This window comes from Streptomyces sp. NPDC048392 (assembly GCF_043200575.1).
In the GTDB taxonomy this organism is placed as follows: domain Bacteria; phylum Actinomycetota; class Actinomycetes; order Streptomycetales; family Streptomycetaceae; genus Streptomyces.
On the sequence record NZ_JBICYB010000027.1, the window covers coordinates 1 to 15220 of the forward strand.

Annotated in this window: 12 protein-coding genes and 1 tRNA gene; 10 read left to right on the forward strand and 3 right to left on the reverse strand. The window is 69.3% G+C overall.

Annotated elements, in window-relative coordinates; translation table 11 throughout:
- Positions 1-116 precede the first annotated feature (116 nt).
- The 3 genes from ACGFYH_RS27815 to ACGFYH_RS27825 all read right to left on the reverse strand — a co-directional run bounded on the left by ACGFYH_RS27815 (position 117) and on the right by ACGFYH_RS27825 (position 2124).
- Entirely contained in the window at positions 117-1025 is a 909-nt protein-coding gene (locus ACGFYH_RS27815; RefSeq protein WP_393805919.1) for an endonuclease domain-containing protein, read from the reverse strand.
- Entirely contained in the window at positions 1022-1795 is a 774-nt protein-coding gene (locus ACGFYH_RS27820; RefSeq protein ID WP_393805920.1) for a hypothetical protein, read from the reverse strand. Before ACGFYH_RS27820 ends, ACGFYH_RS27815 begins: the two co-directional genes overlap by 4 nt.
- 257 nt (positions 1796-2052) lie before the next feature.
- A tRNA-Arg gene (locus ACGFYH_RS27825) sits at positions 2053-2124 on the reverse strand.
- Positions 2125-2262: 138 nt separating this feature from the next.
- Here ACGFYH_RS27825 and ACGFYH_RS27830 point away from each other — a divergent pair.
- The 10 genes from ACGFYH_RS27830 (at position 2263) to prfA (ending at position 15186) form a co-directional block, all read left to right on the forward strand.
- The gene (locus ACGFYH_RS27830) at positions 2263-2802 is read left to right on the forward strand and encodes a response regulator (protein WP_393805921.1); all 540 of its coding nucleotides are present in this window, start codon (positions 2263-2265) and stop codon (positions 2800-2802) included.
- Positions 2803-3064: 262 nt separating this feature from the next.
- Positions 3065-4159 (forward strand): ArgS-related anticodon-binding protein NrtL, encoded by a 1095-nt coding sequence (gene nrtL / locus ACGFYH_RS27835; protein ID WP_393805922.1) that lies wholly within the window; start codon positions 3065-3067, stop codon positions 4157-4159.
- 18 nt (positions 4160-4177) lie between these two features.
- Positions 4178-5569: a diaminopimelate decarboxylase gene (lysA, locus tag ACGFYH_RS27840; RefSeq protein ID WP_393805923.1), complete on the forward strand. Its 1392-nt coding sequence runs from the start codon at positions 4178-4180 to the stop codon at positions 5567-5569.
- Between the two features lie 157 nt (positions 5570-5726).
- Positions 5727-7019, forward strand: coding sequence for a homoserine dehydrogenase (locus ACGFYH_RS27845; protein ID WP_393805924.1), 1293 nt, complete (start codon positions 5727-5729; stop codon positions 7017-7019).
- Positions 7020-7025: 6 nt separating this feature from the next.
- The gene (thrC, locus tag ACGFYH_RS27850; protein WP_393805925.1) at positions 7026-8084 is read left to right on the forward strand and encodes a threonine synthase; all 1059 of its coding nucleotides are present in this window, start codon (positions 7026-7028) and stop codon (positions 8082-8084) included.
- A gap of 353 nt (positions 8085-8437) precedes the next feature.
- On the forward strand, positions 8438-9367 hold the full coding sequence (gene thrB, locus ACGFYH_RS27855; protein WP_393805926.1) for a homoserine kinase: 930 nt from the start codon (positions 8438-8440) through the stop codon (positions 9365-9367).
- 428 nt (positions 9368-9795) lie between these two features.
- Entirely contained in the window at positions 9796-11922 is a 2127-nt protein-coding gene (rho, locus tag ACGFYH_RS27860; RefSeq protein WP_393805927.1) for a transcription termination factor Rho, read from the forward strand.
- A gap of 533 nt (positions 11923-12455) precedes the next feature.
- Complete coding sequence (locus tag ACGFYH_RS27865) at positions 12456-13604, forward strand: LCP family protein (protein ID WP_393805928.1); 1149 nt, start codon at positions 12456-12458, stop codon at positions 13602-13604.
- A 172-nt stretch (positions 13605-13776) separates the two neighbouring features.
- On the forward strand, positions 13777-14001 hold the full coding sequence (rpmE, locus tag ACGFYH_RS27870; protein WP_393805929.1) for a 50S ribosomal protein L31: 225 nt from the start codon (positions 13777-13779) through the stop codon (positions 13999-14001).
- A gap of 108 nt (positions 14002-14109) precedes the next feature.
- A complete protein-coding gene (gene prfA, locus ACGFYH_RS27875) occupies positions 14110-15186 on the forward strand; it encodes a peptide chain release factor 1 (protein WP_393805930.1) in 1077 nt (358 codons plus the stop codon).
- Positions 15187-15220: the final 34 nt, after the last annotated feature.

A 15220-nucleotide genomic window follows, 5' to 3' on the forward strand; every position in this document is an offset into this window, starting at 1 on the left:
GCCCGATTGACCCCCGTCGAGTACGAGACCATCATGACCCCAGCCGCAGCCCTGGCTGCATAAACCCCGCTGTCACCCGATCATGCAGCAGTCCCGTTGAGGACATCTCGATGTCCTCAACCTTCCTGTTTCGACAACAGATATCTCCTGTAGGGTGGATCGGTCAGATAGTTATTAAGCAAGCCGAAGGTCTGGAGTGAGGTGGGAAGCCTCTCGTACCACGCTAAACCCCTTGTATTGCAAGGAGGGCAAAGTAGACCTCTGATGCACTTGCCGCACATAGTGACCGAGTCTACTGGGCAGCAAGAGTGGTCGTGATCGATATGCCACGTAAAGTCTTCTGGCTGTTCGGTCCGGCATATGGCGCATCGGCTGCCCTGCGTTTTGAGCAATTCGGCGTAGGAAGTTTCTGACAACTGAAATCGACGCAGTCGACCTTGCATGGCCAGGCAAGGTCGACAATAAGATATTGGTGAGCCGCTCGCATTCATTGCAAATTCTTCGACAGGTGCGCGGTGGTTACACAGGCAGCATTCCCACAGGCCCTCAGCCAGAAGGGCGCTGAGCGCTGCCCGTGAACGCGCCCGCCTTCGGCGATTGCTAGTACTCCCGGTCTTGCTCCACTGGATGTAGTGCAGATTGCAATACCCCATTGCGACGGGAGTCCCCGTGCATCCTTCGTGTTTGCAGGGGCGGGTCCTTCCTTTGCGGTCCTGCAAAGGCGTGAACGTAGTTCCTTTCTGTTTTTGCTTGTAGTGCCCGCGGCAGAGCCCAGCAGCCCACAGCATTTGCGCGCAATATTCTATTTCACAAATCTTGCCCCTGTTCGCGTTGCGCCAGCGCTGATAGTGCTTGCTGCACAACCCATTTCCGTGCTGATTCCCGGTGCAGTCGCCCTCTTCGCATTTCTTATACAGGCGACTTTTTCGATCCTTTTCATAGCATGAATTGCACAATCCGAGCGCGTAAACGCGTCGCTCGCATCCGCCGGAAGAGCAATGTGAGATTTGTTTATTTGCGGTCATTTTTTCCCGAACGTATCACTAAGGGCGGACATTACAGTGGCGATGGCTGCAATTGCTGCTATGGGTACTCCGATAGCGGCGATGCGATCACCGATGCTCGCCCGCGACCACCATGAGCCAGTGGTTACCACTCCGTTTGTGCGCAACTGGGTCTTCGAATCACGATACCGAAGCCACATGACAAGAACGGCTATCAGTCCGCCTCCCAGCATGATCGCCATCGACCAGTTGAGGAAGAGTTTCGTTTCCTCCGACTTCTTTGCTCGCGCTAGGCATTCTCGCACGGTATCTGCATCCTGAGTTTTGAAGATCCAGAATCCTGCGATAACAAGAAACATGATGAGGAAGAGAAAGAGAATCTTCGGCTCATCCTTGCGTGACGTTTTGCTGCCCGCATGTGATTCAAGGTACTCACTCAGGCGGGCGGTTCGGCCGTGAACCCAGTTCGTGTCAGCGCCGGCAACGTTTATGTGGGCAACATCGGAATTCAGTGTGATCTTCACCAGGTGCCCTGAGGCTACAGATCCGGCTTCTAGTTCAACATTCGGCCACGGCTTATTGCGGTTGGCGAGAGTGGATCCCTGTACAGCAGACTTTAGATCGGTAAAGGATTCTTCACTGAATCGAATACTGTCGATCAAGGTAGATATGGAAATTTCCGAAGCAGGGATTCCCTCGCTTGCGATGTCGAAGAGGGTGGCTATCTCGCCTTCGCCAAGGCGGTAATGGTAAAACGTGTTGAAGAGTTCCGTCTGCTGCGTCGAGGCCATGCGAGCAGTATGGCGGCTGGGGTGTCAGCGCACCGGCTTTTCGCGGGCTCGGGGATGAGAGGCCGTGACCGGCTCGAGTGCGGCGGAGGGGAGGTCCCGCGTGCAATCAGTGGGGAGGCACTGCACCGCTCACTCGCTCCTCACTCGCGATCAGTGCGAACCAACGACAAAGAGCGGGACCCAGTGAGACTGGTTCCCGCTCTTCATGCATGGCATTTGCGCTGGTCAACCGCACTAGCGTGCTGGTTGAGGCGAAGTGCCCCCGGCAGGATTCGAACCTGCGCACACGGCTCCGGAGGCCGTTGCTCTATCCCCTGAGCTACGGGGGCGTGTCCGTCGCGCGGTGGGTGTTGCTCGCGGCGACGGGTAGAACACTACCAGCTCGCCCGGGGTGGTCATGAACGGGTTTTCGCGGGGCGTGCCGCGTGTGCGGGCGTCGGTCGTGGGGGTGTTGTCCCCCGCACGGGATGGAAGTGGGGAAAACCCGGACGCGGTGGCCGGTCCGGACCTACTCTCGAGTTGTGCCTAGGGCGTCCGGCCGGGTTCTTGTTGTAGACGACAACAAGGTCATCCGGCAGCTGATCAGGGTCAATCTCGAGCTGGAGGGCTTCGAGGTCGTGACCGCGGGCGATGGTGCCGAGTGTCTGGAAGTCGTTCATCAGGTGCGGCCCGACGTCGTCACTCTCGACGTGGTCATGCCCCGGCTCGACGGGCTCAGGACCGCCACCCGGCTGCGTGCCGACCCACGTACCCGAAACCTTCCGATCGCGATCGTCAGCGCCTGTACGCAGTACGAGGTCGACGCCGGGTTCGCCGCCGGGGCCGATGCCTTTCTGTCCAAGCCTTTCGAGCCCGCCGAACTCATCGCTCTGGTACGGCAGTTGGCCGAGCGGAAGGTCGGTGGGGTCGGGGCGGCCTCCGCTGCCGCGTCCGGTTCGGCTTCGTCGGCCTCACTGCCGAGGGCACTCGGTGTCGCGGGCGAGAGTGAGCCGTCCGCTCAGGCGTGACCGACTCGCCCGCCGGAGCATGGCCGACTCGTTCGCCAGGCGTGACCGACTCGTCTGCTCGGCCCTGAGTAAGCCGTCTGCTCCAAGGCGTGAGTAAGCCGTCCACTCAGAGGGGTGTGCGTCACCCTCCCACGTGAGCACCGGACGCCCGAGTGGGGCTCGGTCCCGGGCGGGTCGGCGTCCCGCCGCGTTCCCGTCCACATCCCGGGACTGCCGCAAACCGGTTCGCCCACCCACCCCCCTCCTCCCATACGCTTGACCTGTGACCCCCGTAGAGCTCTCCCGCACCGTGCTGCACGCGGTGCGTCGCGCCGTCGACGCGGGGGAGCTGAGCGTGGCCGTGCCGGAGCGGGCAGTGGTCGCGCCGCCGGGGCCGGGAGGGTGCGGCGACTACGCAACGAACGTCGCCCTCCAGCTGGCCCGGCCGGCCGGGCAGCCCCCGCGTCGGGTGGCCGAGGTGCTGCGGCCGTACCTCGTCGGCGTCGACGGGATCGCCGATGTGGTCCTCACCGGGCCCGGGTTTCTCAACATCAGCCTTCACGGCGGCGTCTCCGGCGGGCTCGTCGCCGAGATACTGCGGCGCGGGACGCGGTACGGGTACCTCGACGGGCCAGAAGGGCCAGAGGGACCAGAGAGGCCAGACGGGCCAGAGGGGCCAGCCGGCCCCGACGGGCGCATCGTGCAGCTGCACTCCCCCCACGAGCTGCGTGCCGTCGTCGTCGCCGAGGCCGCCGGACGCGTCCTGCGGTCCCAGGGTGCGCTGGTGCGGGTGACCGCCGAGGGCTTCGATCCCGTATGGACCACCGTGCTCGGGGTGCGTGTCGACGCGGCCGGGCCCGCGCCCGCCGAGCTGCCCGTCAACGTCCGCCCCGTGCCCGCGCCGGGCGATCCCCTGACGCTCGGGCGGGACGCCGGCCGCTGGGCCCTGCTCCGTCCCGCGGCCCACGACCTGCCCCGGACCGGCGACGAGCACCTCGTGCAGCGGGAGGGCAATCCGCTCTTCCGCGTGCGGTACGCACACGCCCGTGCCCGCGCCGCCGGCCGCAACGCCGCCGAGCTCGGATTCGGCGCCGCCCCCGGCCCCCTCACCGGCACGGAGCACGAGCTGCTCGCCGCCCTCGCGGACCATCCCCGGGTCCTCGCCGCCGCCGCGGCCCACCGCGCCCCGGACCGGCTCGCCCGGCATCTCGTCACGGTCGCCGACGCCGCGCTGCCCTTCCTGCCCACCGTGCTGCCGCGCGGTGGGGAGAAACCCTCGGCCGCCCACCGTGCCCGGCTGGCCCTCGCCGAAGCCGTCGGGACGGTGCTGGCCGGCGGCCTGTCCCTCCTCGGTATCGACGCACCCGACCACCTCTGAGAGAGCACAGAAGACGCCATGAGCCGTTCCGCACACCCCGCCGGGCCCCGTCACGCCGATGTCCTTCCCGAGGGGCACTACTCCGCTCCGGCGGCCGACCTGAACGCCCTCGATCCCAGGGTCTGGGCCCACACCGTCGGGCGGGACGCGGACGGTGTCGTCACCGTCGGCGGGATGCCCGTCACCCAGCTCGCCGAGGAGTACGGCACCCCCGCCTACATCCTCGACGAGGCCGACTTCCGGGACCGGGCGCGGGCCTGGCGCACCGCCTTCGGGACCGACGCCGACGTCTTCTACGCCGGCAAGGCGTTCCTGTCGCGGGCGGTGGTGCGGTGGCTGGACGAAGAAGGGCTCAACCTCGACGTGTGCTCCGGCGGGGAGCTGGCCACCGCTCTCTCCGCCGGGATGCCCGCCGAGCGGATCGCCTTCCACGGCAACAACAAGTCTCCGGAGGAGATCGAGCGCGCCGTCCGCGCCGGGGTCGGGCGGATCGTGCTCGACTCCTTCCAGGAGATCGTGCGCGTCGCTCACACCGCGCAGTCGCTGGGCAGGCGGCAGCGGGTGCAGATCCGTATCACCGTCGGGGTCGAGGCGCACACGCACGAGTTCATCGCCACCGCCCACGAGGACCAGAAGTTCGGCATCCCGCTCGCCGGCGGGCAGGCGGCGGAGGCCGTGCGGCGGGCCCTGCAGCTCGACGGGCTCGAGGTCATCGGGATCCACTCCCACATCGGCTCGCAGATCTTCGACATGTCGGGGTTCGAGGTCGCGGCACACCGGGTCGTCGGGCTGCTCAAGGACATCCGTGACGAGCACGGGGTCGAACTGCCCGAGATCGACCTCGGGGGCGGGCTGGGCATCGCGTACACCAGCGACGACGATCCCCGTGAACCGCACGAGGTCGCCAAGGCGCTGACCGAGATCGTGACGCGGGAGTGCGAGGGCGCGCGGCTGCGCACGCCCCGTATCTCCGTCGAGCCCGGGCGCGCCATCGTCGGGCCCACCGCCTTCACGCTGTACGAGGTCGGCACGGTCAAGCCGCTCGACGGGCTGCGGACGTACGTCTCCGTGGACGGCGGGATGTCGGACAACATCCGCACCTCGCTGTACGACGCCGAGTACAGCGTCGCCCTCGTCTCCCGCGCCTCCGACGCCGAGCCGATGCTCGTGCGCGTCGTCGGCAAGCACTGCGAGAGCGGGGACATCGTGGTCAAGGACGCCTTCCTGCCGGGCGACCTGGCACCCGGTGACCTCATCGCCGTACCGGCGACGGGGGCGTACTGCCGTTCCATGGCCAGCAACTACAACCACGTGCTGCGTCCGCCGGTGGTCTCCGTGCGGGACGGGGCGGCGCGGGTCATCGTCCGGCGGGAGACCGAGGAGGACCTGCTGCGTCTCGACGTCGGGTGAGGCGCGACGGAAGAGGAGGGGGCGCAGGCGAAGATCCTCCGGCTCGTACCCCTTCTCGAAGTGAAATAAACGTCTCACGATCCGGACGAAAGGCAGAAAATCCCGTCCGGTGCATGAGACTGGTCCAACGGTAGACAGTAAGAGGAAACGAGGTCGGATGATGCGTACGCGTCCGCTGAAGGTGGCGCTGCTGGGCTGTGGAGTGGTCGGCTCAGAGGTGGCGCGCATCATGACGACGCACGCCGACGACCTCGCCGCCCGGATCGGGGCCCCGGTGGAGCTCGCGGGCGTGGCCGTACGGCGGCCCGACAAGGTGCGCGAAGGGATCGACCCCGCCCTCGTCACCACCGACGCCACCGCGCTGGTCAAGCGCGGGGACCTCGACGTCGTCGTCGAGGTCATCGGCGGCATCGAGCCCGCTCGGACGCTCATCACCACCGCCTTCGGGCACGGCGCCTCCGTGGTGTCCGCCAACAAGGCGCTCATCGCCCAGGACGGCGCCGCACTGCACGCCGTGGCCGACGACCACGACCGGGACCTGTACTACGAGGCCGCCGTCGCCGGTGCCATCCCGCTGATCCGGCCGCTGCGCGAGTCCCTCGCCGGCGACAAGGTCAACCGGGTGCTCGGCATCGTCAACGGGACGACCAACTTCATCCTCGACGCCATGGACACCACCGGCGCCGGGTACCAGGAGGCGCTCGACGAGGCCACCGCCCTCGGGTACGCGGAGGCCGATCCGACCGCCGACGTCGAGGGCTTCGACGCCGCGGCCAAGGCCGCCATCCTCGCCGGCATCGCCTTCCACACGCGCGTGCGCCTCGACGACGTCTACCGCGAGGGCATGGCCGAGGTCACCGCCGCCGACTTCGCCTCCGCCAAGGAGATGGGCTGCACCATCAAGCTGCTCGCCATCTGCGAGCGGGCGGCCGACGGCGGCTCGGTCACCGCGCGCGTGCACCCCGCGATGATTCCGCTCAGCCATCCGCTGGCCAATGTGCGCGAGGCCTACAACGCCGTCTTCGTGGAGTCCGAGGCCGCCGGGCAGCTCATGTTCTACGGGCCCGGTGCCGGCGGTTCGCCGACCGCGTCCGCCGTGCTCGGCGACCTCGTGGCCGTGTGCCGCAACCGGCTGGGCGGGGCGACCGGGCCCGGTGAGTCCGCGTACGCCGCCCTGCCCGTCTCGCCGATGGGCGACGTCGTCACGCGCTACCACATCAGCCTCGACGTGGCCGACAAACCGGGCGTGCTCGCCCAGGTCGCGACCGTGTTCGCGGAGCACGGTGTCTCCATCGACACCGTGCGGCAGTCCGGCAAGGACGGCGAGGCATCCCTCGTCGTCGTCACCCATCGCGCGTCCGACGCCGCCCTCGGCGGTACGGTCGAGGCGCTGCGCAAGCTCGACACCGTGCGGGGTGTCGCCAGCATCATGCGGGTTGAAGGAGAGTAACCAGCAATGACCCACCAGTGGCGCGGAATCATCGAGGAGTACCGGGACCGGCTGCCCGTCTCCGACAGCACGCCCGTCGTGACGCTCCGCGAGGGCGGCACGCCGCTCGTGCCCGCGCGGGTGCTCTCCGAGCGCACGGGCTGCGAGGTCCACCTCAAGGTGGAGGGCGCGAACCCGACCGGGTCCTTCAAGGACCGCGGCATGACCATGGCCATCAGCAAGGCGAAGGAGGAGGGCGCGCAGGCCGTCATCTGCGCGTCCACCGGCAACACCTCCGCCTCCGCCGCCGCGTACGCGGTGCGCGCGGGCATGGTGTCCGCCGTGCTCGTGCCGCAGGGCAAGATCGCGCTCGGCAAGATGGGCCAGGCCCTCGTGCACGGCGCGAAGATCCTCCAGGTCGACGGCAACTTCGACGACTGCCTCACACTGGCCCGCGCGCTCAGCGACAACTACCCGGTGGCGCTGGTCAATTCGGTCAACCCGGCGCGTATCGAGGGGCAGAAGACGGCCGCCTTCGAGATCGTGGACATGCTCGGCGACGCGCCCGACATCCATGTCCTTCCGGTGGGCAACGCGGGCAACATCACCGCGTACTGGAAGGGCTACAAGGAGTACGCCGCCGACAAGGTGGCCACCGGGACGCCGCGCATGTGGGGGTTCCAGGCCTCCGGCAGTGCCCCGATCGTGCGCGGCGAGGTCGTCAAGGACCCGTCGACCATCGCCACCGCCATCCGGATCGGCAACCCCGCCTCCTGGGACTTCGCGCTCGCCGCGCGGGACGAGTCGGGCGGCGCCATCGACGAGGTGACGGACCGTGAGATCCTGCGCGCCTACCGCCTGTTGGCCTCCCAGGAGGGCGTCTTCGTGGAGCCCGCGTCCGCCGCGTCGGTGGCCGGCCTGCTGAAGGCCGCCGAGCAGGGCAAGGTGGACCCGGGCCAGCGCATCGTGTGCACGGTCACCGGCAACGGTCTCAAGGACCCGGACTGGGCCGTCGCCGGTGCCCCGCAGCCGGTCACGGTCCCGGTCGACGCGGCGACCGCGGCCGAGCGGCTCGGCCTGGTCTGAGCGGCCTCGCCGGGAACGCGCCCAGCGTATGGGGGCGTAAGCGACGCCCGGCCGGGAAAGCCCCTGACGGGGGGTGCACAGGGGGCTTGCGACACGCATCGTGCGCCTCCTGTGCGCCCTATGTCGCCGCAGAACCTTCCTTCGATAGGCTGTACCGAACCCGCCTGCCGCATATGCCGCGGTGCCGCGCCGTCTCCGCGGTCGAAAGCGGCCGCAAGCGCGGTTGGCAGCGGTCGGCCGTTGGGCAGGCAGCGGCGAACCCCGGGGTTCTGTACGTCATCGACTGTCATTCGACAGTTTCGACAGTTTCGGCAGTTCCGACAGTCACGCAGCTCAAGGAGAGTCAACGAGCGATGGCCGGTCCAGCGTTCCGCGCCGCCGCCGTCCGGGTGCGCGTCCCCGCCACCAGCGCAAACCTCGGCCCGGGCTTCGACGCCCTCGGCCTCGCGCTGGGGCTGTACGACGACGTGGTCGTCCGGGTGGCCGACTCCGGGCTGCACATCGACATCGCGGGTGAGGGCGGCGAGACGCTGCCGCGCGACGAGAAGCACCTCCTCGTCCGCTCCCTGCGCACCGCCTTCGACCTCCTGGGCGGACAGCCGCGCGGCCTGGAGATCGTCTGCGCCAACCGCATCCCGCACGGCCGCGGCCTCGGCTCCTCCTCCGCCGCCATCTGCGCCGGCATCGTCGCCGCGCGCGCGGTGACCATAGGCGGCGAGTCCCGCCTCGACGACGCCGCGCTGCTCGACCTCGCCACCGAGATCGAGGGCCACCCCGACAACGTGGCGGCCTGTCTGCTCGGCGGTTTCACTCTGTCCTGGATGGAGTCCGGCGCCGCCCGGGCGATCAGGATGGCTCCCTCCGATTCCATCGTTCCGGTGGTTTTCGTGCCCGGAAAGCCGGTACTGACGGAGACCGCGCGCGGACTGCTCCCGCGCAGCGTCCCGCACGTCGACGCCGCCACCAACGCCGGCCGCGCCGCGCTGCTCGTGGAGGCCCTCACCAGGCGCCCCGAGCTGCTGCTGCCGGCCACCGAGGACCGCCTGCACCAGGAGTACCGCGCACCGGCCATGCCGGAGAGCGCGGCGCTGGTGGAAAGGCTGCGCGGCGACGGCATCCCCGCGGTCATCTCGGGCGCCGGACCTACGGTGATGGCGCTGGCCGACGCCGACACGGCCGACAAGGTCGAGGCGCTGGCCGGAACGGAGTGGGCGGCCAACCGGCTCAGCCTGGACCAGCAGGGCGCGAGCGTCCTGCCGCTGGCCACCCCCGGCGACATTTAGACGCGTACGGTTGCCGGATTTCGAGAGGGGGAATGTTTGTTGGATCCGGTAGTGTTAACCTCAAGTCTGCACCCGACCCCACCATGGCGAGGTGCCTCGTGTCCCCGTCCGGGACAGACATTCTTCCGGGAGCCCCCCAAGCCGCATTGTGCAGTGGATGTCGTACGTGATCAGTACGGCCGACACGGGCGCTGAGCGGCCCACCGGTGGGGGCACCCCCTCTGGGGGGTTTCGGAACCGGTGCCACCACGCCGCATGACACAGACACTGGGTGCCACGGCTAGGGGAAGCGCCATCACCAGATATCTCTTCCGCCGTTCAGGCGGACCACCGCCCCGGCACGGTTCACACAGCAAGGACCGAAGCCGGACAGCACAACCGGTCGCCGAGCCAGACAGGCCGACGTCCGCTCCAGGGAAGGACCCTTCGTGAGCGACACCACCGATCTGATGGGCGCACGTGTCGAGGAGACCGCTGCCGCGCCCGCCACGGACGCCTCCGCGCCTGCCACCGGTGCCGGCTCCCGGCGGCGCCGCGGTACCGGCCTCGAGGGCATGGTGCTGGCCGAGCTGCAGCAGGTCGCATCCGGCCTCGGCATCAGGGGCACCGCGCGTATGCGCAAGAGCCAGCTGATCGAGGTCATCAAGGAGGCGCAGGCCGCGGGGAGCGCTCCCGCCAAGGCCGCGCCCGCCGCCGCGGACACCGCCGGCGAGACCAAGCCGAAGCGCCGCAGCACCTCCCGGACCCGTACGGGCGACGAGGCACCCGCCGAGAAGGCGGAGAAGGCAGGCAAGGCCGGGAGGAAGGCGGGCAAGGCGACCGCCGACGAGGCCGCCGCCCAGCAGCAGATCGAGATCCCCGGCCAGCCGTCCCCCGCGGTCAACGCCTCGGCCGAGCAGGCCGGCGCCCCCGGTGACGACGCCCCCTCCGAGCGCCGTCGTCGCAGGGCCACCGCGGACGCGGGCAGCCCCTCCGCCACCGAGACGGTGGCGGTCGAGACCCGCGGCGAGCCGAAGGCCGACGCGTCGGCCCAGCAGCAGGGCCAGGGCCACCAGCAGGGTCAGGGCGACGCCCGGTCCGACGGCGAGGGCGGCGAGGGCCGCCGTCGCGACCGCCGTGACCGGGGCGATCGCGGTGACCGTGGCGACCGCGGTGACCGCGGTGACCGGGGCGACCGCGGTGACCGGGGCGACCGCGGTGACCGGGGACGCGACCGCGACCGGCGCAACAAGGGCGACGACCAGAACCAGGGCGGCGGTCAGCGCCAGCAGCAGGGCGGCGGCCGCCAGGACCGCCAGCAGGACGACGGCTACGACGACGACGGCGGGGGCCGCCGTGGCCGCCGGGGCCGCTACCGGGACCGCCGGGGCCGTCGCGGGCGCGACGAGATCCAGGAGCCGCAGATCAACGAGGACGACGTCCTCATCCCGGTCGCCGGCATCCTCGACATCCTCGACAACTACGCGTTCATCCGGACCTCCGGCTACCTGCCCGGCCCCAACGACGTGTACGTCTCCCTCGCCCAGGTCCGCAAGAACGGCCTGCGCAAGGGCGACCACATCACCGGCGCCGTGCGCCAGCCCAAGGACGGGGAGCGTCGCGAGAAGTTCAACGCGCTGGTCCGCCTGGACTCCCAGAACGGCATGGCGCCCGAATCAGGGCGCGGACGGCCGGAGTTCAACAAGCTGACGCCGCTGTACCCGCAGGACCGCCTCCGCCTGGAGACGGACCCCGGCATCCTCACCACCCGCATCATCGACCTGGTCGCGCCCATCGGAAAGGGCCAGCGCGGGCTGATCGTGGCCCCGCCGAAGACCGGCAAGACCATGATCATGCAGGCGATCGCCAACGCGATCACGCACAACAACCCCGAGTGCCACCTGATGGTCGTCCTGGTCGACGAGCGTCCGGAAGAGGTCACCGACATGCAGCGGTCGGTGAAGGGCGAGGTCATCTCCTCGACCTTCGACCGCCCGGCCGAGGACCACACCACGGTCGCGGAGCTCGCGATCGAGCGCGCCAAGCGCCTGGTGGAGCTGGGCCACGACGTCGTCGTGCTGCTCGACTCGATCACGCGTCTGGGCCGTGCGTACAACCTCGCCGCCCCGGCCTCCGGCCGCATCCTGTCCGGTGGTGTCGACTCGACCGCCCTGTACCCGCCGAAGCGCTTCTTCGGCGCGGCCCGCAACATCGAGGACGGCGGCTCGCTCACCATCCTCGCCACCGCCCTGGTGGACACCGGGTCCCGCATGGACGAGGTCATCTTCGAGGAGTTCAAGGGCACCGGCAACGCCGAGCTCAAGCTCGACCGGAAGCTCTCCGACAAGCGCATCTTCCCCGCGGTGGACGTCGACGCGTCCGGCACCCGCAAGGAGGAGATCCTGCTCGGCAGCGAGGAACTGGCCGTCACCTGGAAGCTGCGCCGGGTGCTGCACGCCCTCGACCAGCAGCAGGCGATCGAGCTGCTCCTCGACAAGATGAAGCAGACCAAGTCGAACGGCGAGTTCCTGATGCAGATCCAGAAGACGACCCCGACGCCGGGCAACGGCGACTGACGTCTTCGCGTCCGCACAGGTCCGCCCCCGTCACACCGGTGACGGGGGCGGACCTGTGCGCGTCCCGAGGTGCGTGCGCCGGGACAGGGCACGCCTCGTCCAGAACCGCACGTGGCCAGGGGCCTACGAGGCCGTCGCGCACAGCCGGGACAGCCGTTTGGGCATCGTCGCTCCCAGGTGACGGCAGGCCGGCTTCCCGGCCCTCTCCGAGGCCGGGAACCTGTACCTGTACCCCGGGCACGGGCAGGACCACTTCCGCGACCTTCGCCACACCGCTGACGAGCGGCAGCGGCTACGGCAGCTACGACATCCCGGCTGAATCCGCAGGTGACCGCCCGATTCGCGGTCCGTCAGGCAACGCTCCGTGCCCGGCGTGCCACGCGCCGGGCACAGAACGCCGTGCGACCCTGTCCCGAGTTCCGCCGTCCGGGTTACGGAGGGACGATGGTCAGGTACCGGCGCGAACCCGCCGGAGCCGACCGACCCGACGCTGAGCGCAGGGGGCAACCGACCGGACGACCACCGAGGAGCACATGTCCGCCGAAAGCACGCCGGATCCCGCGATACCCGGCCCCGGGGAGTCCGGCACCACCGGACCGGCCCGCCGGGCCAAGGGCCGCCGCCGCAGGCCCCGGGCCAAGCGGCGCAGGGCCCTGCTCGTCGCGGCGTGGAGCGCAGCCGGCATCGTGGTCCTGGGAGGCACCGGAGCCGGAGTCCTGTACTTCAAGCTCAACGGCAACCTCTCGAGCGTCGACATCGACCAGGCGCTCGGCGCCGACCGGCCGGAGAAGGCCGACAACGGCTCCGAGAACATCCTGGTACTCGGCTCCGACACCCGCTCCGGCGGCAACAGGAAGCTCGGCGGCGGCACCGACGACGGCACCGCCCGCTCGGACACCGCGATGATCGTGCACGTCCACGAGGGCCACAAGAAGGCCGACGTGGTCTCCATCCCGCGCGACACCCTCGTCGACCGCCCCGACTGCGCCGACACCGACGGCCGCGAGCACCCGGCCGCCGAGAACGTGATGTTCAACTCCGCCTACTCCACAGGCGGCGCCGCCTGTGCCGTGAAGACCGTCGAGTCGATCAGCGGTCTGCGCATGGACCACTACCTGGAGGTCGACTTCAGCGGCTTCCAGAACCTCATCGACGACCTCGGCGGCGTGCGGATCACCACCACCGAGGCCATCAAGGACCCCGACAGCCACCTCGACCTCCAGGCCGGCACCCACCGGCTCGACGGCGAACAGGCCCTCGGTCTGGTCCGTACCCGGCACGGCGTCGGCGACGGCTCCGACCTCGGCCGCATCCAGCTCCAGCAGGCCTTCGTCAAGGCCCTGGCCGACCAGGTCAAGGACATCGGCCTGCTCGGCAACCCCAAGAAGCTGTACGACATCGCCGACACGGCCACCAGGACCGTGACCACCGACTCCGGCCTGGGCTCGGTCAACTCACTGATGTCCTTCGCGAGCGGCCTGCGGGACATCGGTCCGGGCAACATGCGCATGGTCACCATGCCGGTGATCTACGACCCCGCCGACGCCAACCGGGTCCTGGTGGAGAAGACCAAGGCCGAGCAGGTCTGGACGGCCCTGAAGAACGACCGGCCGATCCCGGAGTCGGCCACTGAGGGAACGGCAACGGGTGAAGCGAGGGGCGTGGTAAACAGCGCCCCGTAACGAGCGCGGGGAGCCGTCCGGCCAGCCTTGCCGGCCCGCGGGGAATAGACGAGGGCAACCCCCGGTTTTGGGTGATGGCGCCAGTCCTGGCAGACTGGTACGTCGGCTCCGGTTCACGCTCCCGCATCCCGCGGCTGCGACCCGGCGCCCTCCCGGAACAGTAGGAGACACCTTGAAGCGCGACATCCACCCCGAGTACGTCGATACGCAGGTCAGCTGCACCTGTGGCGCGTCGTTCACGACCCGCAGCACCATCCAGTCCGGCACCATCCGGGCCGAGGTCTGCTCCGAGTGCCACCCGTTCTACACGGGCAAGCAGAAGATCCTCGACACCGGTGGCCGCGTGGCCCGCTTCGAGGCCCGCTTCGGCAAGGCTCCCGCCGGCTCCAAGAAGTAGCGAGCCTCCAACCGCCGGTCCACGGCCGCATCCCCTCCCCGGGGAGCGCCGGGACCGGCGTTTTTGGTCGCCCGCCCTCCCCTTCCCAAGCAGTAGCAGGAGCCCCAGATGTTCGAGGCCGTCGAGGAACTCGTCGCCGAGCACGCCGTCCTGGAGAAGAAGCTCGCCGACCCGTCGGTCCACTCCGACCAGGCCAACGCGCGCAAGCTGAACAAGCGGTACGCCGAGCTGACCCCGATCGTCGCCACGTACCGCTCCTGGAAGCAGACGGGTGACGACGTCGAGACCGCGCGCGAGTTCGCCGCGGACGACCCGGACTTCGCCGCCGAGGTCAAGGATCTTGACAAGCAGCGCGACGTGCTCACCGAGAAGCTGCGCCTGCTGCTCGTCCCCCGCGACCCCAGCGACGACAAGGACGTCATCCTGGAGATCAAGGCCGGCGCGGGCGGCGACGAGTCGGCCCTGTTCGCCGGCGACCTGCTGCGCATGTACCTGCGGTACGCCGAGCGGGTCGGCTGGAAGACCGAGATCATCGACGCCACCGAGTCCGAGCTGGGCGGCTACAAGGACGTCCAGGTCGCCGTCAAGACCAAGGGCGGCCAGGGCGCCACCGAGCCCGGGCAGGGCGTCTGGGCGCGGCTGAAGTACGAGGGCGGCGTGCACCGCGTGCAGCGCGTCCCCGCGACCGAGTCGCAGGGCCGGATCCACACCTCCGCGGCCGGCGTGCTGGTCACGCCCGAGGCCGAGGAGATCGACGTCGAGATCAACCCGAACGACCTGCGCATCGACGTCTACCGGTCATCGGGACCCGGCGGCCAGTCCGTCAACACCACCGACTCCGCCGTGCGCATCACGCATCTCCCGACCGGAGTCGTCGCCTCCTGCCAGAACGAGAAGAGCCAGCTGCAGAACAAGGAGCAGGCGATGCGTATCCTGCGCTCCAGGCTGCTCGCGGCGGCACAGGAGGAGGCGGAGAAGGAGGCCGCGGACGCCCGGCGCAGCCAGGTCCGCACCGTCGACCGCTCCGAGAAGATCCGCACGTACAACTACCCGGAGAACCGCATCTCGGACCACCGCGTCGGCTTCAAGGCGTACAACCTGGACCAGGTCCTGGACGGCGACCTCGACTCGGTGATCCAGGCCTGCGTCGACGCGGACTCGGCGGCCAAGCTCGCCGCCGCCTAGCTCCGTAACAGCACCCGCACCCCCCGTACCGGAC

Bases quoted from the DNA above. Each gene is read 5' to 3' on its own strand.
- ACGFYH_RS27815 (WP_393805919.1), bottom strand. From the start codon at position 1,025: ATGACCGCAAATAAACAAATCTCACATTGCTCTTCCGGCGGATGCGAG.
- ACGFYH_RS27820 (WP_393805920.1), bottom strand. From the start codon at position 1,795: ATGGCCTCGACGCAGCAGACGGAACTCTTCAACACGTTTTACCATTAC.
- ACGFYH_RS27830 (WP_393805921.1), top strand. From the start codon at position 2,263: ATGGAAGTGGGGAAAACCCGGACGCGGTGGCCGGTCCGGACCTACTCT.
- lysA (WP_393805923.1), top strand. From the start codon at position 4,178: ATGAGCCGTTCCGCACACCCCGCCGGGCCCCGTCACGCCGATGTCCTT.
- ACGFYH_RS27845 (WP_393805924.1), top strand. From the start codon at position 5,727: ATGATGCGTACGCGTCCGCTGAAGGTGGCGCTGCTGGGCTGTGGAGTG.
- thrC (WP_393805925.1), top strand. From the start codon at position 7,026: ATGACCCACCAGTGGCGCGGAATCATCGAGGAGTACCGGGACCGGCTG.
- thrB (WP_393805926.1), top strand. From the start codon at position 8,438: ATGGCCGGTCCAGCGTTCCGCGCCGCCGCCGTCCGGGTGCGCGTCCCC.
- ACGFYH_RS27865 (WP_393805928.1), top strand. From the start codon at position 12,456: ATGTCCGCCGAAAGCACGCCGGATCCCGCGATACCCGGCCCCGGGGAG.
- prfA (WP_393805930.1), top strand. From the start codon at position 14,110: ATGTTCGAGGCCGTCGAGGAACTCGTCGCCGAGCACGCCGTCCTGGAG.